Below are 26,981 nucleotides of genomic sequence, written 5' to 3'. Positions count from 1 at the left end.
TTAATTACAATTAGTTATCGAGAGGCTGACACCTTGAGTGACATGGCAAAAAATTTAATTCTGTGGCTTGTTATCGCAGTAGTGTTGATGTCGGTATTCCAGAGCTTCGGCCCTGGGGAAAGTAACGGCAGAGCAGTAGATTACACCACGTTTGTACAGGAAGTTGGCCAAGGCCAGATTCAAGACGCACAGTTCAATAACAGCGAAATCACTTTCACACGTCGTGGCGGTGGTGCTAAGTATGTAACTTACATGCCTGTTTATGATCAAAAGCTACTTGATGACTTAATTAATCAAAACGTAAAAGTTCAGGGCACCCCACCTGAAGAGCAGAGCCTACTTGGCACTATCTTCATCTCATGGTTCCCAATGATCTTACTGATTGGTGTGTGGATTTTCTTCATGCGTCAAATGCAAGGCGGTGGCGGCGGTAAAGGCGCGATGTCTTTCGGTAAGAGCAAAGCTCGTATGATGAGCGAAGAACAGATCAAAACGTTGTTTGCGGATGTTGCTGGTTGTGACGAAGCAAAAGAAGACGTGAAAGAATTGGTTGATTACCTTCGTGACCCAAGTCGTTTCCAAAAGCTGGGTGGTAAGATCCCTACAGGTATCCTGTTGGTTGGTCCTCCTGGTACAGGTAAAACGTTGCTTGCAAAAGCGATTGCTGGTGAAGCGAAAGTACCATTCTTTACTATTTCAGGTTCTGACTTCGTTGAAATGTTTGTGGGTGTTGGTGCATCTCGTGTACGTGACATGTTTGAACAAGCTAAGAAAGCAGCACCTTGTATCATCTTTATCGATGAGATCGATGCAGTAGGTCGTCAACGTGGCGCTGGTGTTGGTGGTGGTCACGATGAGCGTGAGCAAACACTGAACCAAATGCTGGTTGAGATGGATGGTTTCGAAGGTAACGAAGGTATTATCGTTATCGCAGCGACTAACCGTCCAGACGTACTAGACCCAGCACTACTTCGTCCTGGTCGTTTTGACCGTCAGGTTGTGGTTGGTCTACCAGACGTACGTGGCCGTGAGCAGATCCTTAAAGTACACATGCGTAAGGTTCCACTAGCAGGCGATGTTGAACCATCTCTTATTGCTCGTGGTACACCAGGCTTCTCAGGTGCAGACCTTGCGAACCTTGTGAACGAAGCGGCGCTATTTGCTGCTCGTGGTAACAAGCGCAATGTTTCTATGGTTGAGTTTGAACTTGCTAAAGACAAAATCATGATGGGTGCAGAGCGCCGTTCAATGGTAATGTCGGAAGAAGTGAAAGAGTCAACGGCTTACCACGAAGCGGGTCACGCGATTGTTGGTCGCCTAGTGCCAGAGCATGATCCAGTGTACAAAGTGTCAATCATTCCACGTGGTCGAGCGCTAGGTGTGACGATGTACCTACCAGAGCAAGATCGTGTGAGCATGTCTCGCCAACACCTAGAGTCTATGATTTCTAGCTTGTACGGTGGTCGTCTTGCTGAAGAACTTATTTACGGTAAAGACAAAGTGTCAACTGGTGCGTCTAACGATATCGAACGTGCAACTGATATTGCTCGTAAGATGGTTACGCAGTGGGGCTTCTCTGAGAAATTGGGTCCTCTTCTTTACGCAGAAGAAGAAGGCGAAGTTTTCCTAGGTCGCGGCATGAGTCAAGCTAAGCACGTTTCTGATGACACGACTAAGCTTATCGATGAAGAGATTCGTATCCTTATCGACCGTAACTACGATAGAGCTAAGAAGATTCTTGAAGATAACATGGATATCATGCATTCGATGAAAGACGCTCTAATGAAGTTCGAAACGATCGATGCAGGTCAAATTGATGACTTGATGGAGCGCAAGCAAGAGATTCGTGATCCAGCTGGTTGGGGTGATCAGGTAAAAGCTGAACCTACAAAGGAAGAAGCAAAACCTGAAGCTAAGGCAGAAGAAGCTAAAGCGGAACCTAAAGCTGAAGAGTCAAAAGTTGAAGAAGTTAAATCTGAATCAGATGATGCTCAAAACAAAGATTCTTAATCGCTAAACTATCAATTAAAACCCTGAGTACGCTCAGGGTTTTTCTGTTTATAGCCTATGGTGTTTTTCCCTTTAAGATCGGCCTTCCATGATATTAAAAGCAAATAATAAAATTCTCGTGTTAGATCGCCCACATGTGATGGGTATCCTCAATGTCACCCCAGATTCTTTCTCTGATGGTGGGAAATTTAACTCACTCGATAATGCCCTGCAGCAAGCTGAACGCATGATTCAAGCGGGCGTCAGCATTATCGATATTGGTGGTGAGTCAACTCGACCTGGCGCTCCTGATGTTTCATTAGAAGAAGAACTTGCGCGTGTCATCCCTGCTATTAAAGCCATTCGTGCCAAGTTTGATGTGTGGATCTCGATAGATACCAGTAAAGCGGAAGTGATGCGCCAAGCTGTTGAAGCGGGTGCTGATTTGATCAATGATGTGCGCGCTTTGCAAGAACCTGGAGCATTACAAGTCGCTGCTGATGCCAATGTTCCGATTTGTCTGATGCACATGAAAGGCCAGCCAAGAACCATGCAAGCTAACCCAAGTTATGATGATGTTCTTCAGGATGTAGAAGCATTCTTGCAAGAAAGGGTAGAAGCTTGTGAGGCGGTGGGTATTTCAAAAGAGCAGTTGATTCTTGATCCAGGCTTCGGTTTTGGTAAAACCATCGAACACAATTACCACCTATTAGTGCATCTTGAAAAGTTTCATTCGTTAGGCTTACCTGTTTTAGCGGGGATGTCGAGAAAGTCGATGATCTTTAAATTGCTAGATAAGGTTCCAGCCGACTGCATGGTCGCAAGCGTCACTTGCGCGACGATTGCCGCGATGAAAGGCGCACAAATTATTCGCGTTCATGATGTCGAGGAGACACTGGAAGCGATGAAAATAATCGAAGTGATGAATAACAATCACTAAATATAATTAAGGAAATTCACTATGTCTGATAAAAGACGTTATTTCGGCACAGATGGTGTGCGTGGCAAAGTAGGCCAGTACCCGATCACACCTGATTTTGTTCTGAAGCTTGGCTGGGCTGCTGGTCGTGTACTTGCAAAGCAAGGTACAAAGAAAGTTATTATCGGTAAAGATACGCGTATCTCTGGTTACATGTTGGAGTCTGCGTTAGAGGCAGGTCTTGCTGCTGCTGGTTTACAAGCGACGTTCACTGGTCCTATGCCAACACCTGCTGTTGCTTACCTAACACAAACATTCCGTGCTGAAGCGGGCATCGTAATCTCGGCTTCACACAACCCTTACTACGATAACGGTATTAAATTCTTCTCTTCTGAGGGCACTAAACTTCCAGATGATATCGAGTTGGCGATTGAAGCTGAACTTGATAAAGACATTGAGTGTGTTGACTCTTCTGAGCTTGGTAAAGCGGTTCGTCTAAACGATGCGGCAGGTCGTTACATTGAATTCTGTAAGAGCACGTTCCCGAATCAAATGACGCTTGCTGGCATGAAGATTGTTGTCGACTGTGCTCATGGCGCGACTTACCACATTGCTCCTGCGGTATTTAAAGAGCTAGGTGCTGAGGTTGTAGCTATTGGCGTTGAACCAAACGGTACCAACATTAACCACGAAGTGGGTGCGACTGATGTTCGTGCTCTACAAGCGAAAGTGCTAGAAGAAAAAGCCGCACTAGGCCTTGGCTTTGATGGTGACGGTGACCGTATCATCATGGTTGATGAGCTAGGTAATAAGGTAGATGGTGACCAAATTGCTTACATCATTGCTCGCGATGCGTTGCGTCGTGGTGAGTTGAAAGGTGGCGTTGTTGGTACACTGATGACCAACCTAGGTATGGAAAACGGCCTTAAGCAATTAGGTATTCCATTTGTGCGCGCTGCAGTTGGTGACCGTTACGTAATGGAACAACTGTTAGCAAAAGGCTGGAAGATCGGTGCTGAAAACTCAGGTCACGTTATCCTGCTAGATAAAGTGACTACTGGTGATGCTATCGTTGCAGCACTGCAAGTGCTTGCTTCAGTGGTTGGCAGTGAAATGACATTGAACGAGCTTTCTCAAGGCATGACGCTATACCCGCAAGTCTTAGAAAACGTTCGTTTCAGTGGTGATTCAAACCCACTGGAAGCTGAAGCTGTGAAAGCGGCAGTTGTCGAAGTAGAAGCTGAGCTTGGCGAGAAGGGTCGTGTGCTACTTCGTAAGTCTGGTACAGAGCCACTATTGCGCGTAATGGTTGAAGGTGAAGATGCTGATTTAGTTCAAGCTTCAGCACTTAAGATCGCAGATGCAGTAAAAGCGAATTGCTAATTTAGCGCCTTACTCAGCGAGTGCTATCAAGTATATCTACGAGTAACAAGGGTTAAATAGTATAAAGGTCAAAAGGGACATAAATGGGTTTTGTGTCGCTTTTGGCCTTTTTTTAACCGTTCACTTGGTAAAGGCTTATTTTTTAGCAAATTCTCCTTGTCAGCCATCGCCGCATTCGCTAGTATTGCTCGGCCTTCAGTTAGGAGGTCGCTAGCCTTGTTCTTGAAAATAACTTTTTTGAACGGCGCTGGCTCAACAATTAGGAACATAGGTGGAAAAATGTTTACAGTTCTACTTGTGATTTACCTGTTGGCAGCGCTTGGTGTAATTGGCCTAGTGTTGATTCAACAAGGTAAAGGCGCAGATATGGGAGCCTCTTTCGGTGCTGGCGCTTCAAACACTGTGTTTGGTGCTAGTGGCTCAGGAAATTTCCTAACCCGAATGACTGCAATTTTTGCAACTACATTTTTTGTCCTTAGCTTAGTGCTTGGTAATATGTCTACACATAAAACTGAGTCACAGTGGATGGACCCGACTCAAGGTCAGGTTATCCAGCAAGCTGAAGACGCAGTGAGTGAAGTTCCGGCGCAAGGCGACGAGATTCCACAATAATCTGTAAAGATTTGATGCCGAGATGGTGAAATTGGTAGACACGCTAGCATGAGGTGCTAGTGCCTTAGGGTGTGAGGGTTCGAGTCCCTCTCTCGGCACCATGTTTACAAACTTGTAAAACATCTTGTTGGGCGTATAATGCTCGCAAGTCGGACGCGGGATGGAGCAGATTGGTAGCTCGTCGGGCTCATAACCCGAAGGTCGTCGGTTCAAATCCGGCTCCCGCAACCAATTTTAAGTGCTATATTTAGTCTTGATTGGTAGCAAGTTTGCACAGTGTGAACCTCACTGTGAGTTAAGTGTGATATCAAATTTGATGGCACTTAGCATATAAGGGTCCAGCAACAAAAACCCCGGCTTATACGGGGTTTTTTGTTATCTAAGCATTTGTAAATGCGTTTAGATAATGTTTGCTTGGAATTTAAATTGGGCTTTGAGCCCTTTTTTTGTTTCTGGAGTGGTTAAATGACTGGTTTAGAAAGACAACTTACTGAAATGCTTGACGCTCCAGTAGCAGCATCAGGTTATGAGTTAGTTGGATTAGAATTTATTCGTGCTGGTGAGCACTCAACGCTACGTATTTACATCGATTCTCCAAACGGCATCAATGTAGACGACTGCGCTGAAGTTAGTCACCAAGTAAGTGCCGTAATGGATGTTGAAGATCCAATTTCAGTGGCTTATAACCTTGAAGTGTCTTCACCAGGTTTAGAGAGACCACTGTTCAAAGCAGAGCATTACCAACAATTTATTGGTCACGAGGTAAGCATCGTTTTGAAAATGGCTGTCGGCAACCGTCGTAAATGGAAAGGTGATATCCAATCTATTGAAGGCGAGACAGTAAAAGTATTGGTTGAAGGACAAGAAGAAGAATTCGTCCTAAGCAATATTGCGAAAGCGAACCTGATCCCTAAATTTTAGTTCTCCTAGAGAGAAGAGCTTAAGAGGCTAGATTAATGAACAAAGAAATTTTGGCGGTAGTAGAAGCTGTTTCTAATGAGAAAGCAGTTCCTCGTGAGCGTATTTTTGAAGCGCTTGAAATCGCGCTTGCAACGGCAACAAAAAAGAAAAGCGAACTAGAAATCGAAGTTCGTGTTGAAATCGACCGTAAAACAGGTGATTTCGAAACTTTCCGTCGCTGGGAAGCTGTTGAAGTTGTTGAAAACCCAACAAAAGAGATTTCTCTTGAAGCTGCTAAGTACGACGATCCAGAGATCGAACTTGGCGGTTTCATTGAAGATGACATCGAGTCAGTAACGTTTGACCGTATTACGACTCAAACTGCGAAGCAAGTTATCGTACAAAAAGTACGTGAAGCAGAGCGTGCTCAAATCGTTGAGCAGTTCATCGACAACGAAGGTGAGCTAGTAACTGGTGTGGTTAAGAAAGTTAACCGTGACACGATCATCCTAGACCTAGGTAACAACGCTGAAGCGGTAATCCTACGTGATGACCAACTTCCTCGTGAAAACTTCCGTCCAGGCGACCGTGTACGTGGTCTTCTATACGCAGTTAAACCTGAAGCTCGTGGCTTCCAGCTATTCATTACTCGCTCTAAGCCTGAAATGCTAGCTGAGCTATTCCGTGTTGAAGTACCTGAGATTGGTGAAGAGCTAATTGAACTTAAAGGTGCTGCACGTGACGCAGGTTCTCGTGCTAAAATCGCTGTGAAAACAAACGACAAGCGCATTGACCCAGTGGGCGCGTGTGTTGGTATGCGTGGTGCACGTGTACAAGCTGTATCTGGCGAGCTTGGCGGCGAGCGTATCGATATCGTTCTTTGGGACGATAACCCAGCTCAGTTCGTAATCAATGCAATGGCTCCAGCTGATGTTGCTTCTATCATCGTTGATGAAGATGCACACTCAATGGACATCGCTGTTGAAGCGGACAACCTAGCGCAAGCTATCGGCCGTAGCGGTCAAAACGTACGTCTAGCATCTCAACTGACTGGTTGGGAACTGAACGTAATGACGGTTGAAGACCTTCAGAAGAAACACCAAGAAGAAGCGGTTGCTTCGATTGAAAACTTCATGAAGCACCTAGACATCGAAGAAGACTTTGCTCAGCTACTTGTTGAAGAAGGTTTCTCTACGCTAGAAGAAGTGGCTTACGTACCAGTAAACGAACTTCTTGAAGTTGATGGCCTAGACGAAGGTATCGTTGAAGAACTACGTAACCGTGCAAAAGATGCACTAACGACTCTAGCACTTGCGAAAGAAGAGACGTTTGACGGTGTTGAACCTGCTGAAGACTTGCTAGCACTTGAAGGCCTAGAGCGTGAAATGGCTTACAAACTTGCAGCAAAAGGCGTGGCAACATTGGAAGACCTAGCTGACCAAGGCGTTGATGAACTAGAAGGCATTGAAGACCTAACTGCAGAACGTGCGGGTGAGCTAATTATGGCTGCACGTAACATCTGTTGGTTCGGCGACGAAGAATAATTCAGCAAGGAGAGAAAGCGGTATGACACAATTAACAGTTAAAGCACTGAGTGAAGAGATTGGTACGCCAGTTGACCGCTTAATTGAACAACTTGCTGATGCAGGCATGAAGAAATCAGGGTCGGATCAAGTAACTGATTCAGAGAAGCAAACATTGCTAACGCACCTTAAAAAGGAGCATGGCGATACTTCTGGTGAAGCAGAGCCGACTCGTTTAACTCTTCAACGCAAGACCCGCAGCACGCTAAGTGTTGCCGCTGGAGGCGGTAAGAGTAAGGATGTTCAAGTAGAGGTACGTAAAAAGCGTACTTACGTGAAGCGCAGCGCTATTGAAGATGAAGCGAAACGTGAAGCTGAGGAAGCAGCTAAGCGTGAAGCGGAAGAGAAAGCACGTCAAGAAGCTGAAGAGCTTGCGAAACGTGAAGCTGCAGAGAAAGCACAGCGCGAAGCTGATGAGAAAGCAAAACGTGAAGCGGATGCAAAACGTGATGCTGAAGAAAAAGCTCAACGCGCCCAAGCTGAAAAGGCTAAAAAAGACATGAATTCAAAAAATGCAGACGCTAACGCACAAGCGAAAAAAGAAGCGGATGAACTAAAAGCTCGTCAAGAGCAAGAAGCACAGCGTAAAGCTGAAGCTGAAGCGGCGAAGCTAGTTGAAGAAGCTCGTAAGCTAGCTGAAGAGAACGAAGCGCGCTGGTCTGAAGAAGAGCAGAAGAAGAAAGAACAAGAGAAGTCTGCGGACTACCACGTGACAACTTCTACTTACGCTCGTGAAGCTGAAGATGCAGCTGACCAGAAAGAAGAAAAAGCGCCTCGTCGTCGTAAGAAGAAAGCAGCTCCAGCTAACCAACCTGGCAACAACCGTGGTGGTCGTAACCAACGTGGTCGTGGTGCTAAAGGTAAGCTTGCTAAACCAACTTCAATGCAGCAAGGCTTCGATAAGTCAGCAACTGTTGCTAAGTCTGACGTTGCTATCGGCGAAACTATCGTTGTATCTGAACTGGCTAGCAAAATGTCAGTTAAAGCAACTGAAGTTATCAAAGTCATGATGAAGATGGGCGCTATGGCGACTATCAACCAAGTGATTGACCAAGAAACAGCACAACTTGTTGCTGAAGAAATGGGTCACAAGGTAATCCTACGTAAAGAAAACGAACTTGAAGAAGCAGTACTAGCAGACCGTGATAACGATGCTATCGCTGAAGGTCGTGCTCCAGTTGTTACTATCATGGGTCACGTTGACCACGGTAAAACATCGACACTTGACTACATTCGTAAAGCACACGTTGCTTCTGGCGAAGCTGGCGGTATCACGCAGCACATCGGTGCTTACCACGTAGATACTGACAACGGCATGATCACTTTCCTTGATACTCCTGGACACGCGGCGTTTACTGCTATGCGTGCACGTGGTGCTCAAGCGACAGATATCGTTGTACTAGTAGTGGCAGCAGACGATGGCGTAATGCCACAAACAATCGAAGCGATCCAGCACGCGAAAGCGGCAGGCGTTCCTCTGATTGTTGCTGTGAACAAGATCGATAAAGAGGGTGCAAACCCAGACAACGTTAAGAATGAGCTAGCTCAATACGACGTAATCCCTGAGGAATGGGGCGGTGAGAACATGTTCGTTCACATCTCTGCTAAACAGGGTACAAACATCGATGGTCTTCTAGAAGCAATCCTTCTTCAATCTGAAGTTCTTGAACTGACTGCAGTTAAAGAAGGCATGGCATCTGGCGTTGTTGTTGAATCTCGTCTTGATAAAGGTCGTGGTCCAGTTGCAACAGTCCTAGTTCAGTCTGGTACTCTAAACAAAGGCGACATCGTTCTTTGTGGTCAAGAGTACGGCCGTGTTCGTGCAATGCGCGATGAAAACGGTAAAGAAGTAGTGACAGCAGGTCCTTCTATCCCAGTAGAGATCCTAGGTCTTTCTGGTGTACCAGCTTCAGGTGATGAAGCAACAGTAGTACGTGATGAGCGTAAAGCTCGTGAAGTTGCGAACTACCGTCAAGGTAAATTCCGTGAAGTGAAACTAGCTCGTCAACAGAAAGCGAAACTAGAGAACATGTTCTCTAACATGGCTGCTGGTGAAGTTGCTGAACTGAACGTAGTACTTAAAGCTGACGTTCAAGGTTCTGTAGAAGCAATTGCTGACTCTCTACTGAAACTATCAACTGACGAAGTTAAAGTGAACATCGTAGGTTCTGGTGTTGGTGGTATTACTGAAACTGATGCAACACTTGCAGCAGCTTCTAACGCTATCATCCTTGGTTTCAACGTTCGTGCTGATGCAACTGCGCGTAACACGGTTCAGAACGAAAACCTAGATCTACGTTACTACTCAATCATTTACCAACTGATCGACGAAGTGAAACAGGCAATGGGCGGTATGCTTGCTCCTGAATTCAAACAAGAGATCATTGGTCTTGCTGAAGTACGTGACGTATTTAAGTCACCTAAACTTGGCGCGATCGCTGGTTCTATGGTTACTGAAGGCGTAATTAAGCGTAACAACCCAATCCGCGTACTACGCGACAACGTTGTTATCTACGAAGGTGAACTTGAGTCACTTCGTCGCTTCAAAGACGACGTTCAAGAAGTTAAGAATGGTTACGAGTGTGGTATCGGTGTTAAGAACTACAACGACGTACGCGTTGGTGACCAGATCGAAGTATTCGAAATCGTTGAGGTTAAACGTACTCTAGACTAATCGTCTGTACGACTCGACATATTGACTAAGGTTACTAACATTACTAGTAAAGGTAAGAAGTAATCGGTTGTTGAATACACCATGGGGGGCTGGTAATTACCAAGCCCCCCATCTTTCTAAGTGAGAAAAGAAAATGTCAAAAGAATTTAGCCGCACACAACGTGTGTCTCAGCAGCTTCAAAAAGAGCTTGCTCTTATCCTACAACGTGAAGTTCGTGACTCACGTATCGGTATGGTAACGATCTCAGACGTAGAAGTGTCTCGTGACCTTGCGTACGCAAAAGTTTTCGTTACTTTCTTATGTATTGGTGAGCAAACACCTGAATCATGCCTTGCTGCTCTTAAAGAGCACGAAGTGCCAATCCGTATGGCGCTAGGCAAGCGTATTCGTCACCGTCTAACACCTGAAGTACGTTTTACTTACGACAACACACTAGTAGAAGGCATGCGTATGTCTAACCTAGTAAGTGAAGTTCTGAATGACGACAAGCGTAAGCAAGAAGCAGCAGGCCGCACTGACGAAACTCAGTCTAAGGGCGAAGAGTAATGGCTCGCCGTCGTAAAGGTCGCCCTATTAACGGGGTAATTCTGTTAGATAAGCCAACTGGCATTTCATCTAATGATGCACTGCAAAAAGTAAAGCGTATTTACTTTGCAGAGAAGGCGGGGCACACAGGTGCACTGGATCCTCTTGCGACTGGCATGCTGCCAATCTGTCTTGGTGAAGCAACAAAATTCTCTCAGTTTCTTCTAGATTCTGATAAGCGCTACGTTGTGATTGCTAAGCTTGGTGAGCGTACCAATACTTCAGACTCTGATGGTGAAGTGGTTGAAACTCGTGAAGTGAATGTGACTCAAGAGCAACTTGAGCGTTGCATTGAAAGCTTCAAAGGTGAAACTGACCAAGTTCCGTCAATGTTCTCTGCATTGAAGTACCAAGGCAAGCCACTGTACGAGTACGCTCGTGCTGGTATCGAAGTGCCACGTGAATCACGTAAGATCACGGTCTACTCGATTGATCTGCTTCGCTTTGAAGGTGATGAAGTTGAGATGGAAGTGCACTGTTCGAAAGGTACTTACATCCGTACGATCACGGATGACCTTGGCGAAATGCTAGGTTGTGGTGCTCACGTCACTATGCTTCGTCGTACTGGTGTTGCGAAATACCCTTACGAGCGCATGGTAACATTAGAGCAGCTTAACGAGATCTTAGATCAAGCACAGGAGCAAGATATTGCACCTAAAGAGCTGCTTGACCCGCTATTGATGCCAATGGATACTGCCGTTGAAGATCTACCCGAAGTTAATTTGAATGCGGAACTGACTGACCTAGTTCAGCACGGTATGCCTGTTCAAGTTGCTGGTGCGCCAACAGAAGGTACGGTTCGCATGACAAGCGGTGAAGAAAAGCTGTTTGTTGGTGTTGCTCAGATTGCTGACGATGGTCGAGTTGCACCGAAACGTTTGGTTGTTTTCAGAGATGAAGAGCCACAAGCGTAACGCTGATACCGAGTTAGGTATTGGTGTTTAGCCTTGAAAAGCGAATCAATAAAGTAGAAAGCGAACGCTTAATTTAAGCGCTTCGCTTTTTTCGTTTCTAAGGCCATCGATTGTTATTGCACCAAATGACAAACTTCCCTATAATCCTCGGCTCGCGTAGCGGCTGAATCAGAGATTGGCTGCTACAAATATTAAACTACTCTTATCAGGAGAGAATTATGTCTCTGAATGCAGAAACTAAAGCAGCAATCGTTGCAGAATACGCGCGCTCTGAAGGCGACACAGGTTCACCAGAAGTACAAGTAGCACTACTTACTGCTTCTATCAACCACCTACAAGGTCACTTCAAAGCTCACAAAGGCGATCACCACAGCCGTCGTGGTCTTCTACGTATGGTTTCTAGCCGTCGTAAGCTTCTTGACTACCTGAAAGGTAAAGACCTTTCTCGTTACCAAGACCTAATCAAGCGCCTAGGCCTACGTCGCTAATAGCGATGTCTGCAAAGACTGTTTGAAGAAAAAGGAGCATTTATTGCTCCTTTTTTTGTACCTGAAAGACAGAGTTTGAGCTATTTCACGGAGCTTTTTCAGTACGAAAATATCCCTGTATATAAAAATAGTTTATACTATGCCTCGCTTGTACAGCTAACTGTATAGGTATTATACGACCCAGAAGTTACAGTCACAGATGTCGGCCAATAGGTCGCGACTATTCAAAGTGGATGTACGCTGTATTTTTTTCAATACAGCGAATCAATTCCGTCTGCTTCGACTAGTCGCGATTGGTGATTTTTGGGTTTCAACTTACTGACTCTAAAGAACAATCTTTAGATAAAGGAAATACAATGTTTGAGAAACCAGTTGTAAAAACGTTTCAGTACGGTAACCACACAGTTACTCTAGAAACTGGCGTTATTGCTCGTCAAGCTACTGCAGCAGTTATGGTAACAATGGACGATACTTCAGTATTCGTATCTGTTGTTGGTAAAAAAGAAGCGGTACAAGGTCAAGACTTTTTCCCTCTAACGGTTAACTACCAAGAGCGTACATACGCTGCTGGTAAAATCCCAGGTGGCTTCTTCAAGCGTGAAGGTCGTCCATCAGAAGGCGAAACACTAACGGCTCGTCTAATCGACCGTCCAATTCGTCCTCTTTTCCCAGATGCATTCAAGAACGAAGTTCAAGTTATCGCTACAGTAATGTCTGTAAACCCAGACGTTCAGCCTGACATGGTAACAATGATCGGTACTTCTGCAGCACTTGCTATCTCTGGTATCCCGTTCAACGGTCCTATCGGTGCAGCACGTGTTGGTCACATCGACGGTCAACTAGTACTTAACCCAAGCAACACTGAGCTAGAAACGTCTAAGCTTGACCTTGTTGTTTCTGGTACTGCTGGTGCGGTTCTAATGGTTGAGTCTGAAGCAGACAACCTTACAGAAGAAGAGATGCTATCAGCGGTAGTATTTGGTCACGATCAACAACAAGTTGTTATCAACGCGATCAACGAATTCGCAGCTGAAGTTGCTACTCCTGCATGGGATTGGGTTGCTCCAGAAGAGAACACTGCGCTTAACACTCGCATCGCTGAGCTTGCAGAAGCTAAGCTAGTTGAAGCTTACCAAATCACAGAGAAAATGACTCGTTACGACCGTATCCACGAGATCGCGGCTGAAGTTAACGAAGTACTAGTATCTGAAGACGAAGAAGTAAACCTAAAAGAAGTTCACTCTATCTTCCACGACCTAGAGAAAACAGTGGTACGTCGCAGCATCATCGCTGGTAACCCACGTATCGATGGCCGTGAAAAAGACATGGTTCGTGCACTAGACGTTCGCACTGGCGTTCTTCCACGTACTCACGGTTCTTCTCTATTCACTCGTGGTGAAACTCAAGCTATCGTTACTGCTACGCTTGGTACACAGCGTGACGCTCAAATCATCGATGAGCTAACAGGCGAGCGTAAAGATAACTTCCTACTACACTACAACTTCCCTCCATACTGTGTTGGCGAAACTGGTTTTGTAGGTTCTCCTAAGCGTCGTGAAATCGGCCACGGTAAACTAGCTAAGCGTGGTATCGCTGCAGTAATGCCTTCTGTTGATGAGTTCCCATACACAGTTCGTGTTGTATCGGAAATCACTGAATCTAACGGTTCTTCTTCAATGGCTTCTGTATGTGGTACATCTCTAGCACTTATGGATGCTGGTGTTCCAATCAAGTCTTCTGTTGCGGGTATCGCAATGGGTCTTGTTAAAGAAGGCGACGACTTCGTTGTTCTTTCTGACATCCTTGGTGACGAAGACCACCTAGGTGACATGGACTTTAAAGTAGCAGGTACTAACGACGGTATCACTGCACTTCAAATGGACATCAAGATCGAAGGTATCACTAAAGAGATCATGCAAATTGCTCTTAACCAAGCGCAAGGTGCACGTAAGCACATCCTTTCTGTAATGGATGAAGCTATCTCTGGTGCTCGCGAAGATATCTCTGAATTCGCTCCACGTATCCACACAATGAAAATCAGCTCTGATAAGATCAAAGATGTTATCGGTAAAGGCGGTGCAGTTATCCGTGCTCTTTGTGAAGAAACAGGTACTACGATCGAAATCGAAGACGACGGCACAATCAAGATTGCTGCTACTGAAGGCGCTGCTGCTAAAGAAGCTATCCGTCGTATCGAAGAGATCACAGCTGAAGTTGAAGTTGGCCGCATTTACCAAGGTAAAGTTGCTCGCCTAGCTGACTTCGGTGCATTCGTAACTATCCTTCCAGGTAAAGATGGTCTAGTACACATATCTCAAATCGCTGACAAGCGCGTTGAGAAAGTGTCTGACTACCTAACTGAAGGTCAAGAAGTTCCTGTTAAGGTTCTTGAGATTGACCGTCAAGGCCGTGTACGTCTAAGCATGAAAGAAGCAGTTGAAACGCCGGCTGAAGGCGAAGCACCTGCTGCTGAGTAATTCTCAGTGTGTCGATAGTGATATCGCTTTTTAGTGATTTTTAACCTATCGTCAACAAAGCATGTTATAAAGGGGAGCATATCGCTCCCCTTTTTAATTGCGGTCATAACAGGAGTAATTATTTGTGAAATGGTTTCAAACCGCGAGTATGTGTTTACTGCTTGTACTAACTGGTTGTGCAACAACATCAGATAACGCCTCAAGTTGGGTTTACCCGCCAATGGCTGTGCCACTGCAACCGAGCGTCCAGCAAGAAGTTCAGATTGCACGTTTGAGTCAGCTACTGCAGCGCCCAGATCTGAATGATGAAGTTAGAGCTAAGATGCTGTTTGAACGTGGTAACTACTACGACAGTGTCGGCCTAAGGGATTTAGCGCGTTTAGACTTTAATCAATCTCTTTCATTGAACCCAGCTCAGCCTGATATCTTCAACCTTTTGGGTGTCTACTTTACGCAAGTGGGGGAGTTTGATGCGGCTTATGAATCTTTCGACTCTACGCTCGAGCTTGATCCTGCGAATTCATATGCAGAGAGAAACCGCGCTATCGCACTCTACTATGGGGAGCGTTACGACTTAGCCAATGAAGAAATGATGAAGCATTACGCCGATGATCCGAGTGATCCATTCCGCGCGCTTTGGTTATACATCATTCAGCATGAGCTAACGCCTGAACAAGCTAAGCTTGACCTGCAAAAACGTTATGAGAATCATGACGAGCAGTGGGGCTGGGTATTGGTCGCTATCATGCTCGATGACATCACTGAAGAGCAGGCATTCAAAGCGATCTTAACGGGTACTCGTGACAATACGTTGCTGGCACAGCGCTTAACCGAGACATACTTCTATCTGGCTAAGCGTTACCACATGAACGGTGACTACGCGAATGCGATCTCTTTGTATAAGTTGTCGGTCTCTTTTAACGTATTTGAATACGTAGAGCATCGTTACTCTTTCCTAGAGTTAAGCCGTATTTTCACTACGCTAAAAGCAGAGCACCTCGCTCAAGCTAAGCTGGCTGAGGCAGAGCAAGAAGCTGATGCCCGCTAAATAGATTATTTCTACTATCAAAGCCGCTGCCAGTCAGCGGCTTTTTTGTGCCTAATTTTTATGATCTTTGTCTCGTTTTGGATTGCTTTTTATTTAAACAGGATTAAAATAGTTAGCCTTGCTAACTAAATGCCATTCTTTGATTGGGTGAGTATGCTAAACCAGAATTTAGAGAAGATAGAACGCTTCGCCTCGAAAGTATGGCGAACACAGGTAAATGAAGATCCTATCTGTCAGTTGAGCTTCAACGAATATGATTACTTGAAGGTGATTCAAGCGTCTCCTGAGCCGATTCGATTGACCGACCTTGCTATTGAAATGCAGGTGACCAAGCCTTCAGCGACGACTATGGTACAAAGGCTCGAGAGAAAAGGCCTTGTGGAGCGTAAGGCGTCACTGGAAGACGCGAGATCTAAACTCGTGGTACTGACACATAAAGCAGAACTAGGTTTAGAAGAAGAGAGCAAGATCTATCAGATGATGGCACAAATACTGGAAAGCCGTTTGTCTGATCAAGAGTCTACGCAACTGAATCAGTTATTAGACAAAGCGTTGAAATAATTAATTTAGATATTTAGTTAGTCTTATTAACTAACTTATCGAGTCATATCCCACTGATATGTGACTTACAATGAAAGTAGAGTAAGAAATGAGTAACTCAATTAGTCGTCAATTTTGGCGATACACAATCCCAACGGTTGCGGCGATGCTAGTTAATGGCCTCTACCAAGTTGTGGATGGCATCTTTATCGGTCGTTATGTCGGCGCTGATGGACTTGCAGGCATCAACGTCGCTTGGCCGGTGATCGGTTCGATTCTTGGCCTAGGTATGTTGGTGGGTGTCGGTACTGGTGCTCTGGTATCGATTCGCCAAGGTGAAAAAGATACTCAAGGTGCTAAGCAGATCTTAGCTACGGGTTTGACTTTGTTGTTAGCTATAACCCCTATTGTTTCAGTCTTGCTGTATCTGTTTGCCGATAACTTTTTGCTTTGGCAGGGCGCAGAAGGGCGAGTGTATGAGCTTGGTTTGCAGTACTTACACATCTTGATTGGCGCCAGCGTGTTTACCTTGGGTTCTATCGCGATGCCGTTTCTACTGCGTAACGACGATAGCCCGAACTTAGCGACTATCCTGATGATTATTGGTGCGGTCATTAATATTGTTCTGGATTACTTGCTTATTGCTCTATTTGGATGGGAGTTGATGGGCGCCGCATTGGCTACAGCGGTTGCTCAGTTTGTGGTAACGGCTTTGGGTCTCGCTTACTTCTTTTCACGCCGTGCAAACCTACGTTTACGTTGGAGCGAGTTGAGATTGAAGCTTGCAGTAATCCCACAGATTTTCGCGATTGGTACATCAAGCTTTTTTATGTACGCTTATGGCTCAATGATGGTGGCATTGCACAACGCTTTGTTCTCTCAATATGGCGACCAGTTGATGATTGGTGCTTACGCTATTTTGGGCTACATCGTGACGGTTTATTACCTCACTGCGGAAGGTATCGCTAACGGTATGCAGCCATTGGTGAGCTACAACCATGGTGCACGTAACCAAGCGAATATTCGCAAGTTGCTTAAGATTGCGATGTCGAGTTCTGTGTTGATTGGTATCGCGTTTGTGTTGTTATTGAACGTATTCCCACGTGAGTTTGTTTCAGTGTTTAACTCGGACGAACCTCAGCTCGTTGAGTACACCGTATTGGGTATTCGACTGCACATGTTCGCATTGGCGCTTGATGGCTTCTTAGTGGTTGCGGGGGCTTACTACCAGGCGGTGAACAAAGGTAGTAAGGCTATGTTCGTGACGGTAGGTAACATGCTGATTCAACTGCCGTTCCTGTACATTATGCCTAAGTTGTATGGTGTGCCGGGGATCTGGATTGCGTATCCACTGTCTAATATCGCGTTGAGCGCGGTGGTGATGGTGATGCTCTACAAAGATGTAAAGAAGCTCGGCGCCTCGCCGATGGAAACCGCAACGGCATAGGTCGATTTTCTTGAGACAAACTAAAAGGTCTAGCATGTGCTAGACCTTTTTCGTTTTGAAAATCGCTTCGTTTTGAAACTAGTATTTAGATGTTTTTAACGTCTAAACCTGCAAGCTGATGCCAGTAGCCATTACACTGGCGGCTCTCAATCTTCATTGGTTTTTGGCCCTGTTCGTTGGCTCTGAAGTTATTGATTTCAGAAAAGGTATCAACACCAAGTGGGCTTAAACGAACCACATCCACTAAGTCATGCATGTTTGGTAAGTCATTCACCAAGTTGTAGCAGTAGCCAGATTGAGTCTGAATGCCGTTAAGGTTGAAGACAGACTGACCCTCTTGGCTCTCAACTTGAAGGCCTGTTGGGTCTTTGATACAGCAGGTTTCACAATCGTCTTTGGCTTTGTTTTCTGCACGAGCTGTAAAGCAGCGAGCTGAATATGCTAGTGGTAAGTAGCCGTGGCTAAATACTTCGACTTCAAACTTGTTGCGGATGTTGAGCTCGTCACACTGTGCCATCACATTACTTAGCCATTCACGAGAAAGTTCAACCGGCATACACCAGCGTGTCATACCTTGCTTTAAGAATAAGTTCAGCGTGCGTGCGTTGTAGGTGTTTACTGCTGGGCCAACTACGAATGGTACTTTGCTTTCGCTTGCCAGTTGAATGGCAGACACATCGTTCGCTTCAATCGCAAAGTCACCGTTATCAATGTACTTCTTCATGATGTTGACTTCGCTAGGCGCTTCGAGCAGTGCCATGGTCGACAGTACCACTTGCTTACCTGATGCAGACAGCTCTTTAGCGATGTCCATCCAGTGTTTTGCTTTCATCTCGCGACGCTTTGAACATACGGCTTCACCTAGGTAGATGATGTCTGCTGAGCTTGATTTTGCTTGCTCATAGAAGCTTTCAACGTCTTGTTTTGGCCAAAAATAAAGTAGAGGGCCTAATGCGTATTTCATTGAGTTCTCCAGTTGGCTCTATTGCCATTTACGGTGATAAGCGCCAAGCGTGGTTTGTGTACCTTCAGATACATTCGCTAGTGTCGCATTCCAAGCTTGTTCTACTTGGTACTGTTCAGGGTTTGCTAAGTAGCGGTCGATGGCAGCACGCCAAGTACGAGTCACTTGTTCTACATAAGCGGGGCTGCGTTGACGACCTTCAATCTTCACTGAAGCGACCTTAGCTGCGAACAATTCAGGCAGCATGGATAGCGTGTTAAGGCTCGTTGGCTCTTCGAGTGCATGATAACGCTTACGTTCACCATCGATATCGGCTTCAAAACGGCCTTTACATAACGTTGGGTATCCTGCGTTTTCACCTGCCACGTACTTATCGATAAGGATCTCATTCAAACGAGATTCTAGGCCGGTTTCTGTCTCTTGCCAGCGAACGTATTTCGCTGGAGAACAAGCACCAACCGTGTTCGGTGACTCACCCGTCATGTATGAAGATAGGTAGCAACGGCCTTCAGCCATGATACATAAACTACCGAAAGCGAATACTTCGAGGTCAACGTCAGAAGTGATGTTGCGAGAAAGCTGTTTGACCTGATGAATCGACAATACGCGCGGCAGTACGACACGTTTTACGTTGAAGTTCTTATGGTAGAAGTCGATCGCAGCGGCATTGGTTGCAGAAGCTTGAACTGATAGGTGCAGTTCTAGATCTGGATATTTGTTTGCAGCGTACTCAAGTACAGCAATGTCAGCGATGATCAGTGCATCAACCCCCAGAGCTGCTGCGTTGTCCACGGCGTTAGTCCAACGTTCGAAGCCATTTGGGTGAGCAAACGTATTTAAAGCAACATGAATTTTCTTGTTGTGGTCATGTACATACTGCACAGCACGATCGAGCTTTTTACCCGCAAAGTTAAGGCCTGCAAAGTGTCGGGCATTGGTATCGTCTTTGAATCCGATATAAACAGCATCCGCACCGCAATCAATGGCGGTTTTCAAAGCAGGTAAGTTACCCGCTGGGCATAAGAGTTCCATTTGCTCACTACCAGTAGAATTAAGTTGAAGCGGGCATTTTATGAAGAATTATGAATGACAGAATTGATGTAAGGCAGGTTTAGATGGATAAATCTGCTTTTACTCCGTTTGAGGTACTGACGAGTGGTGATTTGTGTGTCGTTTTTCTGAAAAGAGGAGAGGGCTTGAATCGTGTAATTAGTTCTTATGACGACGGTTTTGTGCGAACAACTCTTCGACATCTTGTTTTGGTTGTGGACGATAGAAGTGGAAACCTTGAATCGAGCTGCAGTTGAGGTTCGACAATAGCGTCGCTTGCTCACTGGTCTCGACACCTTCTGCAACCACGGTTAAATCGAGGGATTTGCCGAGGTTGATGATGTTTTCAATCACAGTGATCTGTTTTGGAAGGATATCGATATCTGAGATGAAAGCACGGTCTATTTTCAGCTCATCAATTGGGAAGCGAGCTAGGTAAGACAGAGAAGAGTAACCAGTACCAAAATCATCGATGGAGAGAGCAAAACCGAGCTTTTTAATCGCGTTAAGCATTTGTACAGTGTGTTCACTGTCACTCATTACTGCACTTTCAGTGAGCTCAAAGGTAATCGCACTTGGGTCTAGCTCAGTCGAGCGTAGTAACTTCTCCATGTAATCAATCAGTTTAGGGTTGCCAAACTGTTCTGGAGAAAGGTTGATTGCCACACGACCAGGTAGAATCCCTTGCATCTTCCAACGCTTAACGGTCGCAAAGACTTCGCGCATGACTACACGGCCAAGTTGTTCAATAAGACCAGCTCGCTCTGCTACTGGGATAAACGCGGCTGGGCTGATATAGCCTTCAACAGGGTGTTTCCAACGAACTAGAGCTTCTGCACCATTGATGGTGAAGTCACGGGCGTTTACTTTTGGTTGATACCAAACCTCGAGCCCGTTTTGTTGCAGCGCCTTCTGAAGCTCTATCTCAAGCCACAGTCGCATGCGTGCTTCTTTGTTCATCTGCTCGTTGAACTTAATTAAGCGGTTACGACCACGATCTTTGGCTTCATACATCGCGGTATCGGCATTTTGCAGCAAGATACGCGCATCGGTGCCGTCTTGAGGAAAGCGTACGCTACCAATCGAGCAAGCTAGGCGCTTACTAAAATGGTGAAGGTCAAAAGGCTGATTGATCAGTGAAATGATCTTTTCTGCTAGTGTTTCTGCGGTTCTAGGGTGTTCCGGTTCTGGCAGAATGATACCAAATTCATCGCCGCCTAAATGGCCGACCACCGCTTGACGAGGCAGTAATCGTTTAAGGCGTGAAGCCACTTCTTTGATCACTTTATCGCCAATGTGGTGCCCTAACGAGTCATTGATATTCTTAAAGTTATCAATATCCAAGTACATCATGACAACCGGTGTATCGTTGTGAATGAATTGCTCTAGGCGCTTGGTAAAACCGACTCGATTGTAGAGTTTAGTCAGCGCGTCTATGTAGGCATCTTCACTATTGGCTGGTGTGTATTGTTTGGTTGCCTCTTGAGCGTCTTGAATGAGTACCAGTTGGGTGCTGCTTCCAAGAATAGCGGTTGAGTCTATGTGCAGTTGAACTTTACGTTCGAAGCCGCATCGGGCACCCGTTAAGCAAATCAAACCAGACTCAGAAATAATAGAGCTGAGGCTGTTATTGAAGACTGTTTTGGTTTGTTCATCGATAAATAAGCGTCCTAACTCTTCACCAATCAATTCGGTGGTGGAGTTAAAACCAAGCAGGCGTGCAGCTGCTGGGTTAGACGACAAAATGTAGTCGTTTTCAACCAGCAGTAGCCCGTCGGGTAGCAGTTGAGAGAGCTTATGGAATTTTGCTTCGGATTCTTCTAAAGAACGAACCAGTACTTGATTTTCTGACGTATCGAAGGCGTGGAAGACGATGTAATCCGTATTCTTACCATTGGTCAGTGGAGACAAGCTAAAGTGGAGGCTAGTATCAAGGTCTGTTTCGTTGAGGGTGACTTCGGCTTCAATGGTTTCGCCGTTGAATGCGCGTTCGTAGTAAGGCTTTAGGTGTTGATAGAATTGTTCGCCTAAGGTTTGGCGGTCGTTCATGCCTGCAAGTTCAGCTTGGCTCAAACCAGCAATATCGCAATAACGCTCATTCACCATAAAGTAGTTATGTTGAGCATCAAGCACTGCAAAAAAGAAAGGGCTGTTTGCAGTTAGCTGGGTAAACCAATGTTGTAGTTGCTGGGGAGGCATCAAAGTACTACCAATTCTCCAAGTGCTTGATTATTCACAATCGATAAATAGTTATTACTTTTGTGTGGTTATCGATATTTACCTGTGAGTGCAGCGAGCCGCTGTAATTCTCATTACCTGAATTACTATAACTGTGATTTTCAGGATATTAAAGGTCGGGCATCAAACAGAAGTTAATTTGATACATAACAGTAACTGAGATCTTAACATCATCTATGATGCATTCCATATTATTGACAAAGTTACGGATAAGTCACGTGATAAACAAGATTCATACTCAACTAGTTCAAAATGCCGCATCAATTTTGCGATCTCCAGTCCAGTTATTGCCTAAAACAGTACAAAAAAGAGCCTTATTAGAGGGGCTTAAGAACGTATTCAAAGAGGCGCTAGAAGACGGTGACTTTGAGTTCCTAGAAGATAAATGGCTTAAAGTCTCGATAAAGGATATGGGGTTAAGTTGGTGTATTAGCTACCAAAATGAGCAACTGGTTGTAGCAGATAAAGAGGTTGCTGAAGATGTAAGCTTTAGCGGGAATCTCAATGATCTTGTACTGATTGCGGGGCGTAAAGAAGACCCAGATACGCTTTTCTTCCAGCGTAGACTGTCTATTGAAGGCGATACCGAGCTCGGTTTAGAAGTCAAAAACTTGATGGACAGCGTAGATTTAGACTTATTGCCAACTCCCTTGAAAACTTTGTTAAATCAATTAGCTGATTTTGTGCAGAAGGGAGTACAATCCCCGGATACACAAAGTGAGGTAATGAATGCTTATTCGAACTGAAGCACCGGCAGATATACTTGTCATTGATCGTTTATTGAAATCTGTTTTTGAAACTGATGCAGAAGCCAACCTGGTTATGAGCTTGCGTGAGAATAGTCATTTAACGCTGTCGCTGGTGGCTTGTTCTGATGAAGGCAAGGTTGTTGGGCACCTGATGTTTAGCCCGATCACGCTACATGGTGACGATCATAACTGGCAAGGGCTTGCTCCGCTTGCAGTGAAAGAAGAGTTTCGCAATCAAGGTATTGCCAAAGCACTGGTTGAAGATGCTTTCTCTACTTTGGTTGATTTTGGTTACCCAGCCTGTGTCGTGCTTGGCGATCCTACGTACTACGGTCGTTTTGGTTTCAAAGCCGCGAGCGAATTTGGTTTGAGTTGCGCTTGGGATGTACCTGAAGGTGCTTTTCAAGCCATTGAGTTGGTTGAAGGTGCACTTACTGGGCATGCTGGTGAAGTGGCTTACAGCCAAGAATTCAATGAGTTATAAGGCTACTTTTCACGCAATATGATGCAAACTGATTTAGTCTAAAGAAAGGAGCTTGATGCTCCTTTATTTTTTGTTAGTATCAGCCCAACTCTCATAAGCGGTTTTGAAGTTCGTTCAAACAAACCGCCGACCACCAACCTAAGGTTATAACCCTAGATATGTCACAAACACACGCACAGTACCTGCAAGAGATGGGCATAAGCCAATGGGAGCTTAGTCATCCAGAACGTTTGGCGGGTTATGAATCAAAACTGACTCCGCTAGCGAGCGATTGCAAGTTACTGTTGGTTTCGCCTGAAAAACCTCAGGGCGAGCTCGCAGTGATGTTTGAGCGTGTGCTGAAAAGTATCAAGCTTGATTTATCTCAGGCACTACATATTCAGCCTCAACACCTAACCTCTATCGAACTTGGTGATGTTGAATGGGTGTGGTTTGCAGGTTGTGAATCGACTCAAGAGATTAAAGCTAAAACACTGCAATCCCCATTGTTGTCCGACATCAATGGCAATAACCAACATCGCCGAGACTTATGGCAACAAATTTGTGCATATGACTAATCAATTTTTACCGACTTCATCACATCATCTAGACGCTATTTGGCAGATAGAACAGGATGCGCACTCTCATCCATGGTCAGAAAATATGATCCGAGATCTCGATAGCCGAGGCGCTTGTCATCATGTTCTTGAAGTCGATGGGCGAGTCGTCGGCTATTTCTTCGCGCAGAATATCGTTGGTGAAGTAACGCTATTAAATATTGCTGTGGATCCAAGCCAACAAGGCAAAGGCTACGGTAAAGCGCTGACTGAGCACTTCCTAGATATGTGTGAACAGGCTGACGCGGAAAGTGCTTGGCTGGAAGTTCGCGAAAGTAATGTGAACGCGTTTAATCTTTACGAAAAGGTTGGCTTTAATGAGGTGGACCGCCGTCGTAACTATTACCCAACCAAGCAAGGACAAGAAGACGCCATCATTATGAGCTATCTTTTTATGTCTTTTAACTAGTCATCTTGTCGCTTTTCGCTAAGCAGAGAATAAGTGACAAATAGGGTGCAAACTGACCCTTTAGAAAGTGACACGCTTTCTGTATAATCCGCACACAGAATTCAAGGGCAAGTATTATCTACTTGCCCTTTTTACGCTTTAGATCAGCAAAGGGCGACTATGTCTTTCCAACAAGAAGTGAGCAAACGTAGAACGTTTGCAATTATCTCTCACCCGGATGCGGGTAAAACCACGATTACTGAAAAAGTTCTTTTATTCGGAAACGCGATTCAGAAAGCGGGTACCGTAAAAGGCCGTGGCTCTAACCAGCACGCTAAATCTGACTGGATGGAGATGGAAAAAGAACGTGGTATCTCGGTAACTACGTCGGTAATGCAATTCCCATACAATGATTGCCTAGTAAACCTACTCGATACTCCAGGACACGAAGATTTCTCGGAAGATACATACCGTACATTAACGGCGGTTGACTCTTGTTTGATGGTTATCGATGCTGCGAAAGGTGTCGAGGATCGTACTCGTAAACTGATGGAAGTAACGCGTCTACGTGATACACCAATCGTAACGTTTATGAACAAACTTGACCGTGACGTTCGTGACCCTATGGAAGTGCTTGATGAAGTAGAAAGCGAGCTAGGTATGGCTTGTGCTCCAATTTCATGGCCAATCGGTTGTGGTAAAGAGTTTAAAGGTGTTTACCACATTCACCGTGACGAAACGATCTTGTACGAATCTGGCCACGGCCACGAGATCCAAGAAGTTCGTATCATCAAAGGTTTAGATAATCCTGATCTAGATGAAGCGGTAGGCGCTGATCTAGCGGAAAGCGTACGTGAAGAGCTAGAGCTTGTTATCGGTGCTTGTCCTGAGTTTGATCACGATCTGTTCCTTGCTGGTGAGCTAACACCTGTTTACTTCGGTACCGCACTGGGTAACTTTGGTGTTGACCATATGCTTGATGGCTTAACGAAGTGGGCTCCGGCACCGCAAACTCGTCAAGCTAACGAGCGTGATGTTGTTGCGACAGAAGAGAAGTTCTCTGGTTTCGTATTTAAGATTCAAGCAAACATGGACCCTAAACACCGTGACCGTATCGCTTTCATGCGTATCGTATCTGGTACTTACAGCCAAGGTATGAAGATGAACCATGTTCGTACCGGTAAGAACGTTAGTATTTCTGATGCGGTAACTTTCATGGCGGGTGACCGTGCACGTGCTGAAAAAGCGTATGCAGGTGACATTATCGGTCTACACAACCACGGCACAATTCAGATTGGTGATACCTTTACTCAAGGTGAGAACCTGAAGTTCTCTGGTATTCCAAACTTTGCGCCTGAGCTATTCCGCCGTATTCGTCTACGTGATCCTCTGAAGCAGAAGCAACTTCTAAAAGGCTTGGTTCAGCTTTCAGAAGAGGGCGCAGTGCAAGTATTCCGCCCTATGCAGAACAACGACCTGATCGTTGGTGCGGTTGGTGTACTTCAGTTCGACGTGGTTGTAGCGCGCTTGAAAGCAGAATACAACGTAGAAGCTATCTACGAAGGTGTTAACGTTGCAACAGCTCGTTGGGTTGAGTGTGATGACGCTAAGAAACTGGAAGAGTTCAAACGTAAGAACCAATCTAACCTGGCGCTAGATGGTGGTGATAACCTGTCTTACATCGCACCAACGATGGTGAACCTGAACCTAGCTTCAGAACGTTTCCCTGACGTTAAGTTCCGAGCGACACGCGAGCACTAATTTCTTCAAGCTCTATTCGAGTTAAACAAAAACGTCTATTGTTCTGCAATAGGCGTTTTTTAATGCGTGTTATTTGAGACAGTAAGCTTGAGGTAAATATGTTGGGTTGGATAAAAGCTTGGGTTAGGAAATACGATAAGTGGTGTGAAGAACTTGGGCTAACGCCTGAAAACAAGCGCAGTTGTGTTCCTTATCGTCGAGATCCTCAAGGGCAGCAAGCTGAGAGTGGGAAAGATGACACAGCAAACAAGTGATTTTCCGCTATTTGATACGCATTGCCATGCAGACTTTGAGGCGTTTGAGCAAGGTTTTACCCATGAGCAGAGCATTGAGGGTTATATCAAAGAGGCAAAGCAAGCTCAAGTTGAGAAGTTACTCATTCCTTCTATCGGTCAAAATAACTGGCATAAGCTTGAGAAAATTGCGCAATCTTATCCCAATGTTTATTACGCATTAGGCTTCCATCCTTACTTTTTAGAGCAAGCGGATGAGGTGGAATTTGAAGAACTTCATCAATTACTCGCATCAAAAACACGTCAGTGTGTGGCCATTGGTGAGTGTGGGCTGGACTTTTTTGTGGATGTAGAGCAGGAGAAACAAGAGCGCTTTTTCATCCAACAAATGGAGCTTGCCAAGGCGTTTAATTTGCCTCTGATTATCCATGAAAGGAAGTCTTACAACCGTCTTATTCAGCTAATAAAGCAGCACAAGTTTACTTTAGGTGGGGTAATTCACGGTTTTTCTGGAAGTGAACAGCAAGCTTTGGCTTGGATTAAGCTCGGTTTCTATATTGGCGTTGGCGGAACGATAACTTACCCAAGAGCACAAAAAACACGCACAACTATCGCTAAATTGCCCCTTGAGAGCTTGGTGTTAGAGACCGATGCTCCGGATATGCCAACCTATGGAAACCAAGGAAATGTTAATCATTCCAAACATTTAGTTACGATATCAAATGAACTTTTTTTGCTTAGAAAAGAGCCAAAGCAATCGATTGCAACGCAAGTTTGGCAAAATAGCCATCGCGCATTCAGTATATGTGAATAAAATCTAATGTTTTTGTTTATCGTTTGCGTAAATTGCATCTACATTGTGATTTGGGTCACATTTGCGTGTGAATGGTACATGAATCTTCTACGAAAGTGTGAGGGCGGCATTACTTTATTAGTGGTCGCATGAGTATAATTGGCC

Annotated in this window: 24 protein-coding genes and 2 tRNA genes; 23 read left to right on the top strand and 3 right to left on the bottom strand. The window is 45.1% G+C overall.

Annotation, left to right across the window (positions count from 1 at the left end; all coding sequences use genetic code 11):
* Window positions 1–42 precede the first annotated feature (42 nt).
* The 16 genes from ftsH (at window position 43) to OCV52_RS12610 (ending at window position 17,560) form a co-directional block, all read left to right on the top strand.
* On the top strand, window positions 43–2,010 hold the full coding sequence (ftsH, locus tag OCV52_RS12685; protein ID WP_137407264.1) for an ATP-dependent zinc metalloprotease FtsH: 1,968 nt from the start codon (window positions 43–45) through the stop codon (window positions 2,008–2,010).
* Window positions 2,011–2,098: 88 nt separating this feature from the next.
* Entirely contained in the window at window positions 2,099–2,929 is an 831-nt protein-coding gene (folP, locus tag OCV52_RS12680) for a dihydropteroate synthase (protein WP_137407265.1), read from the top strand.
* 21 nt (window positions 2,930–2,950) lie between these two features.
* A complete protein-coding gene (gene glmM / locus OCV52_RS12675; protein WP_004738259.1) occupies window positions 2,951–4,291 on the top strand; it encodes a phosphoglucosamine mutase in 1,341 nt (446 codons plus the stop codon).
* 279 nt (window positions 4,292–4,570) lie between these two features.
* The gene (gene secG / locus OCV52_RS12670; RefSeq protein WP_061032508.1) at window positions 4,571–4,903 is read left to right on the top strand and encodes a preprotein translocase subunit SecG; all 333 of its coding nucleotides are present in this window, start codon (window positions 4,571–4,573) and stop codon (window positions 4,901–4,903) included.
* Window positions 4,904–4,919: 16 nt separating this feature from the next.
* Window positions 4,920–5,004: transfer RNA gene (locus tag OCV52_RS12665), tRNA-Leu, on the top strand.
* A 53-nt stretch (window positions 5,005–5,057) separates the two neighbouring features.
* A tRNA-Met gene (locus OCV52_RS12660) sits at window positions 5,058–5,134 on the top strand.
* A 234-nt stretch (window positions 5,135–5,368) separates the two neighbouring features.
* Window positions 5,369–5,824 carry a ribosome maturation factor RimP gene (gene rimP / locus OCV52_RS12655; RefSeq protein WP_004738265.1) on the top strand — a complete coding sequence of 152 codons (456 nt, stop codon included), beginning with the start codon at window positions 5,369–5,371 and terminating at the stop codon, window positions 5,822–5,824.
* A gap of 35 nt (window positions 5,825–5,859) precedes the next feature.
* Complete coding sequence (gene nusA / locus OCV52_RS12650; RefSeq protein WP_008218818.1) at window positions 5,860–7,347, top strand: transcription termination factor NusA; 1,488 nt, start codon at window positions 5,860–5,862, stop codon at window positions 7,345–7,347.
* Window positions 7,348–7,369: 22 nt separating this feature from the next.
* Window positions 7,370–10,060: a translation initiation factor IF-2 gene (infB, locus tag OCV52_RS12645; RefSeq protein WP_008218816.1), complete on the top strand. Its 2,691-nt coding sequence runs from the start codon at window positions 7,370–7,372 to the stop codon at window positions 10,058–10,060.
* A gap of 133 nt (window positions 10,061–10,193) precedes the next feature.
* Window positions 10,194–10,607, top strand: a complete 414-nt coding sequence (rbfA, locus tag OCV52_RS12640) for a 30S ribosome-binding factor RbfA (protein ID WP_004738271.1) — start codon at window positions 10,194–10,196, stop codon at window positions 10,605–10,607.
* Window positions 10,607–11,560 (top strand): tRNA pseudouridine(55) synthase TruB, encoded by a 954-nt coding sequence (gene truB / locus OCV52_RS12635; RefSeq protein ID WP_137407267.1) that lies wholly within the window; start codon window positions 10,607–10,609, stop codon window positions 11,558–11,560. Before rbfA ends, truB begins: the two co-directional genes overlap by 1 nt.
* A 218-nt stretch (window positions 11,561–11,778) precedes the next feature.
* On the top strand, window positions 11,779–12,048 hold the full coding sequence (rpsO, locus tag OCV52_RS12630; protein WP_004740633.1) for a 30S ribosomal protein S15: 270 nt from the start codon (window positions 11,779–11,781) through the stop codon (window positions 12,046–12,048).
* Between the two features lie 356 nt (window positions 12,049–12,404).
* Window positions 12,405–14,525, top strand: coding sequence for a polyribonucleotide nucleotidyltransferase (pnp, locus tag OCV52_RS12625; RefSeq protein ID WP_008218809.1), 2,121 nt, complete (start codon window positions 12,405–12,407; stop codon window positions 14,523–14,525).
* A 124-nt stretch (window positions 14,526–14,649) separates the two neighbouring features.
* Window positions 14,650–15,573 (top strand): lipoprotein NlpI, encoded by a 924-nt coding sequence (nlpI, locus tag OCV52_RS12620; RefSeq protein ID WP_004740631.1) that lies wholly within the window; start codon window positions 14,650–14,652, stop codon window positions 15,571–15,573.
* A gap of 153 nt (window positions 15,574–15,726) precedes the next feature.
* A complete protein-coding gene (locus tag OCV52_RS12615) occupies window positions 15,727–16,134 on the top strand; it encodes a MarR family winged helix-turn-helix transcriptional regulator (RefSeq protein ID WP_137407268.1) in 408 nt (135 codons plus the stop codon).
* Between the two features lie 88 nt (window positions 16,135–16,222).
* On the top strand, window positions 16,223–17,560 hold the full coding sequence (locus OCV52_RS12610; RefSeq protein ID WP_137407269.1) for an MATE family efflux transporter: 1,338 nt from the start codon (window positions 16,223–16,225) through the stop codon (window positions 17,558–17,560).
* Window positions 17,561–17,645: 85 nt separating this feature from the next.
* Here OCV52_RS12610 and OCV52_RS12605 read toward each other — a convergent pair whose 3' ends face one another.
* The 3 genes from OCV52_RS12605 to OCV52_RS12595 form a co-directional block, all read right to left on the bottom strand.
* Complete coding sequence (locus tag OCV52_RS12605) at window positions 17,646–18,524, bottom strand: U32 family peptidase (RefSeq protein WP_170222433.1); 879 nt, start codon at window positions 18,522–18,524, stop codon at window positions 17,646–17,648.
* 18 nt (window positions 18,525–18,542) lie between these two features.
* Window positions 18,543–19,556, bottom strand: coding sequence for a ubiquinone anaerobic biosynthesis protein UbiU (gene ubiU, locus OCV52_RS12600; RefSeq protein ID WP_105025489.1), 1,014 nt, complete (start codon window positions 19,554–19,556; stop codon window positions 18,543–18,545).
* Window positions 19,557–19,733: 177 nt separating this feature from the next.
* The gene (locus OCV52_RS12595) at window positions 19,734–21,773 is read right to left on the bottom strand and encodes a bifunctional diguanylate cyclase/phosphodiesterase (RefSeq protein ID WP_137407271.1); all 2,040 of its coding nucleotides are present in this window, start codon (window positions 21,771–21,773) and stop codon (window positions 19,734–19,736) included.
* A gap of 257 nt (window positions 21,774–22,030) precedes the next feature.
* On the opposite strand from OCV52_RS12595, the gene ubiT reads away from it, so the two are divergent.
* From ubiT to OCV52_RS12560, 7 genes are all read left to right on the top strand, one after another.
* Complete coding sequence (ubiT, locus tag OCV52_RS12590; protein WP_170222434.1) at window positions 22,031–22,558, top strand: ubiquinone anaerobic biosynthesis accessory factor UbiT; 528 nt, start codon at window positions 22,031–22,033, stop codon at window positions 22,556–22,558.
* A complete protein-coding gene (locus OCV52_RS12585) occupies window positions 22,542–23,045 on the top strand; it encodes a GNAT family N-acetyltransferase (RefSeq protein ID WP_137407273.1) in 504 nt (167 codons plus the stop codon). The genes ubiT and OCV52_RS12585 overlap by 17 nt, the downstream gene beginning before the upstream one ends.
* Before the next feature lie 158 nt (window positions 23,046–23,203).
* Window positions 23,204–23,602 (top strand): DNA polymerase III subunit psi, encoded by a 399-nt coding sequence (locus OCV52_RS12580; protein WP_137407274.1) that lies wholly within the window; start codon window positions 23,204–23,206, stop codon window positions 23,600–23,602.
* Window positions 23,595–24,050, top strand: a complete 456-nt coding sequence (gene rimI, locus OCV52_RS12575; RefSeq protein ID WP_137407275.1) for a ribosomal protein S18-alanine N-acetyltransferase — start codon at window positions 23,595–23,597, stop codon at window positions 24,048–24,050. The genes OCV52_RS12580 and rimI overlap by 8 nt, the downstream gene beginning before the upstream one ends.
* A gap of 159 nt (window positions 24,051–24,209) precedes the next feature.
* Window positions 24,210–25,790 carry a peptide chain release factor 3 gene (gene prfC / locus OCV52_RS12570; protein WP_004740621.1) on the top strand — a complete coding sequence of 527 codons (1,581 nt, stop codon included), beginning with the start codon at window positions 24,210–24,212 and terminating at the stop codon, window positions 25,788–25,790.
* A 98-nt stretch (window positions 25,791–25,888) separates the two neighbouring features.
* Complete coding sequence (locus OCV52_RS12565; protein WP_157938832.1) at window positions 25,889–26,044, top strand: DUF5363 family protein; 156 nt, start codon at window positions 25,889–25,891, stop codon at window positions 26,042–26,044.
* Complete coding sequence (locus OCV52_RS12560; protein WP_137407276.1) at window positions 26,025–26,837, top strand: TatD family hydrolase; 813 nt, start codon at window positions 26,025–26,027, stop codon at window positions 26,835–26,837. The genes OCV52_RS12565 and OCV52_RS12560 overlap by 20 nt, the downstream gene beginning before the upstream one ends.
* The last annotated feature ends 144 nt before the right edge of the window (window positions 26,838–26,981 follow it).

Origin of the sequence: Vibrio chagasii (assembly GCF_024347355.1) — a bacterium.
In the GTDB taxonomy this organism is placed as follows: Bacteria; Pseudomonadota; Gammaproteobacteria; order Enterobacterales; family Vibrionaceae; genus Vibrio; species Vibrio chagasii.
Note: the sequence above shows the minus strand (reverse complement) of the source record. Positions and strands in the feature narration are given on the sequence as shown.

Coding starts and splice junctions, on each gene's coding strand:
- OCV52_RS12585 (WP_137407273.1), top strand. CDS start 22,542: ATGCTTATTCGAACTGAAGCACCGGCAGATATACTTGTCATTGATCGT.
- rimP (WP_004738265.1), top strand. CDS start 5,369: ATGACTGGTTTAGAAAGACAACTTACTGAAATGCTTGACGCTCCAGTA.
- ftsH (WP_137407264.1), top strand. CDS start 43: ATGGCAAAAAATTTAATTCTGTGGCTTGTTATCGCAGTAGTGTTGATG.
- prfC (WP_004740621.1), top strand. CDS start 24,210: ATGTCTTTCCAACAAGAAGTGAGCAAACGTAGAACGTTTGCAATTATC.
- truB (WP_137407267.1), top strand. CDS start 10,607: ATGGCTCGCCGTCGTAAAGGTCGCCCTATTAACGGGGTAATTCTGTTA.
- OCV52_RS12610 (WP_137407269.1), top strand. CDS start 16,223: ATGAGTAACTCAATTAGTCGTCAATTTTGGCGATACACAATCCCAACG.
- rpsO (WP_004740633.1), top strand. CDS start 11,779: ATGTCTCTGAATGCAGAAACTAAAGCAGCAATCGTTGCAGAATACGCG.
- folP (WP_137407265.1), top strand. CDS start 2,099: ATGATATTAAAAGCAAATAATAAAATTCTCGTGTTAGATCGCCCACAT.
- infB (WP_008218816.1), top strand. CDS start 7,370: ATGACACAATTAACAGTTAAAGCACTGAGTGAAGAGATTGGTACGCCA.
- glmM (WP_004738259.1), top strand. CDS start 2,951: ATGTCTGATAAAAGACGTTATTTCGGCACAGATGGTGTGCGTGGCAAA.
- rbfA (WP_004738271.1), top strand. CDS start 10,194: ATGTCAAAAGAATTTAGCCGCACACAACGTGTGTCTCAGCAGCTTCAA.
- secG (WP_061032508.1), top strand. CDS start 4,571: ATGTTTACAGTTCTACTTGTGATTTACCTGTTGGCAGCGCTTGGTGTA.
- rimI (WP_137407275.1), top strand. CDS start 23,595: ATGACTAATCAATTTTTACCGACTTCATCACATCATCTAGACGCTATT.
- OCV52_RS12605 (WP_170222433.1), bottom strand. CDS start 18,524: ATGAAATACGCATTAGGCCCTCTACTTTATTTTTGGCCAAAACAAGAC.
- ubiU (WP_105025489.1), bottom strand. CDS start 19,556: ATGGAACTCTTATGCCCAGCGGGTAACTTACCTGCTTTGAAAACCGCC.
- OCV52_RS12565 (WP_157938832.1), top strand. CDS start 25,889: ATGTTGGGTTGGATAAAAGCTTGGGTTAGGAAATACGATAAGTGGTGT.
- OCV52_RS12595 (WP_137407271.1), bottom strand. CDS start 21,773: ATGCCTCCCCAGCAACTACAACATTGGTTTACCCAGCTAACTGCAAAC.
- OCV52_RS12615 (WP_137407268.1), top strand. CDS start 15,727: ATGCTAAACCAGAATTTAGAGAAGATAGAACGCTTCGCCTCGAAAGTA.
- pnp (WP_008218809.1), top strand. CDS start 12,405: ATGTTTGAGAAACCAGTTGTAAAAACGTTTCAGTACGGTAACCACACA.
- OCV52_RS12560 (WP_137407276.1), top strand. CDS start 26,025: ATGACACAGCAAACAAGTGATTTTCCGCTATTTGATACGCATTGCCAT.
- OCV52_RS12580 (WP_137407274.1), top strand. CDS start 23,204: ATGTCACAAACACACGCACAGTACCTGCAAGAGATGGGCATAAGCCAA.
- nusA (WP_008218818.1), top strand. CDS start 5,860: ATGAACAAAGAAATTTTGGCGGTAGTAGAAGCTGTTTCTAATGAGAAA.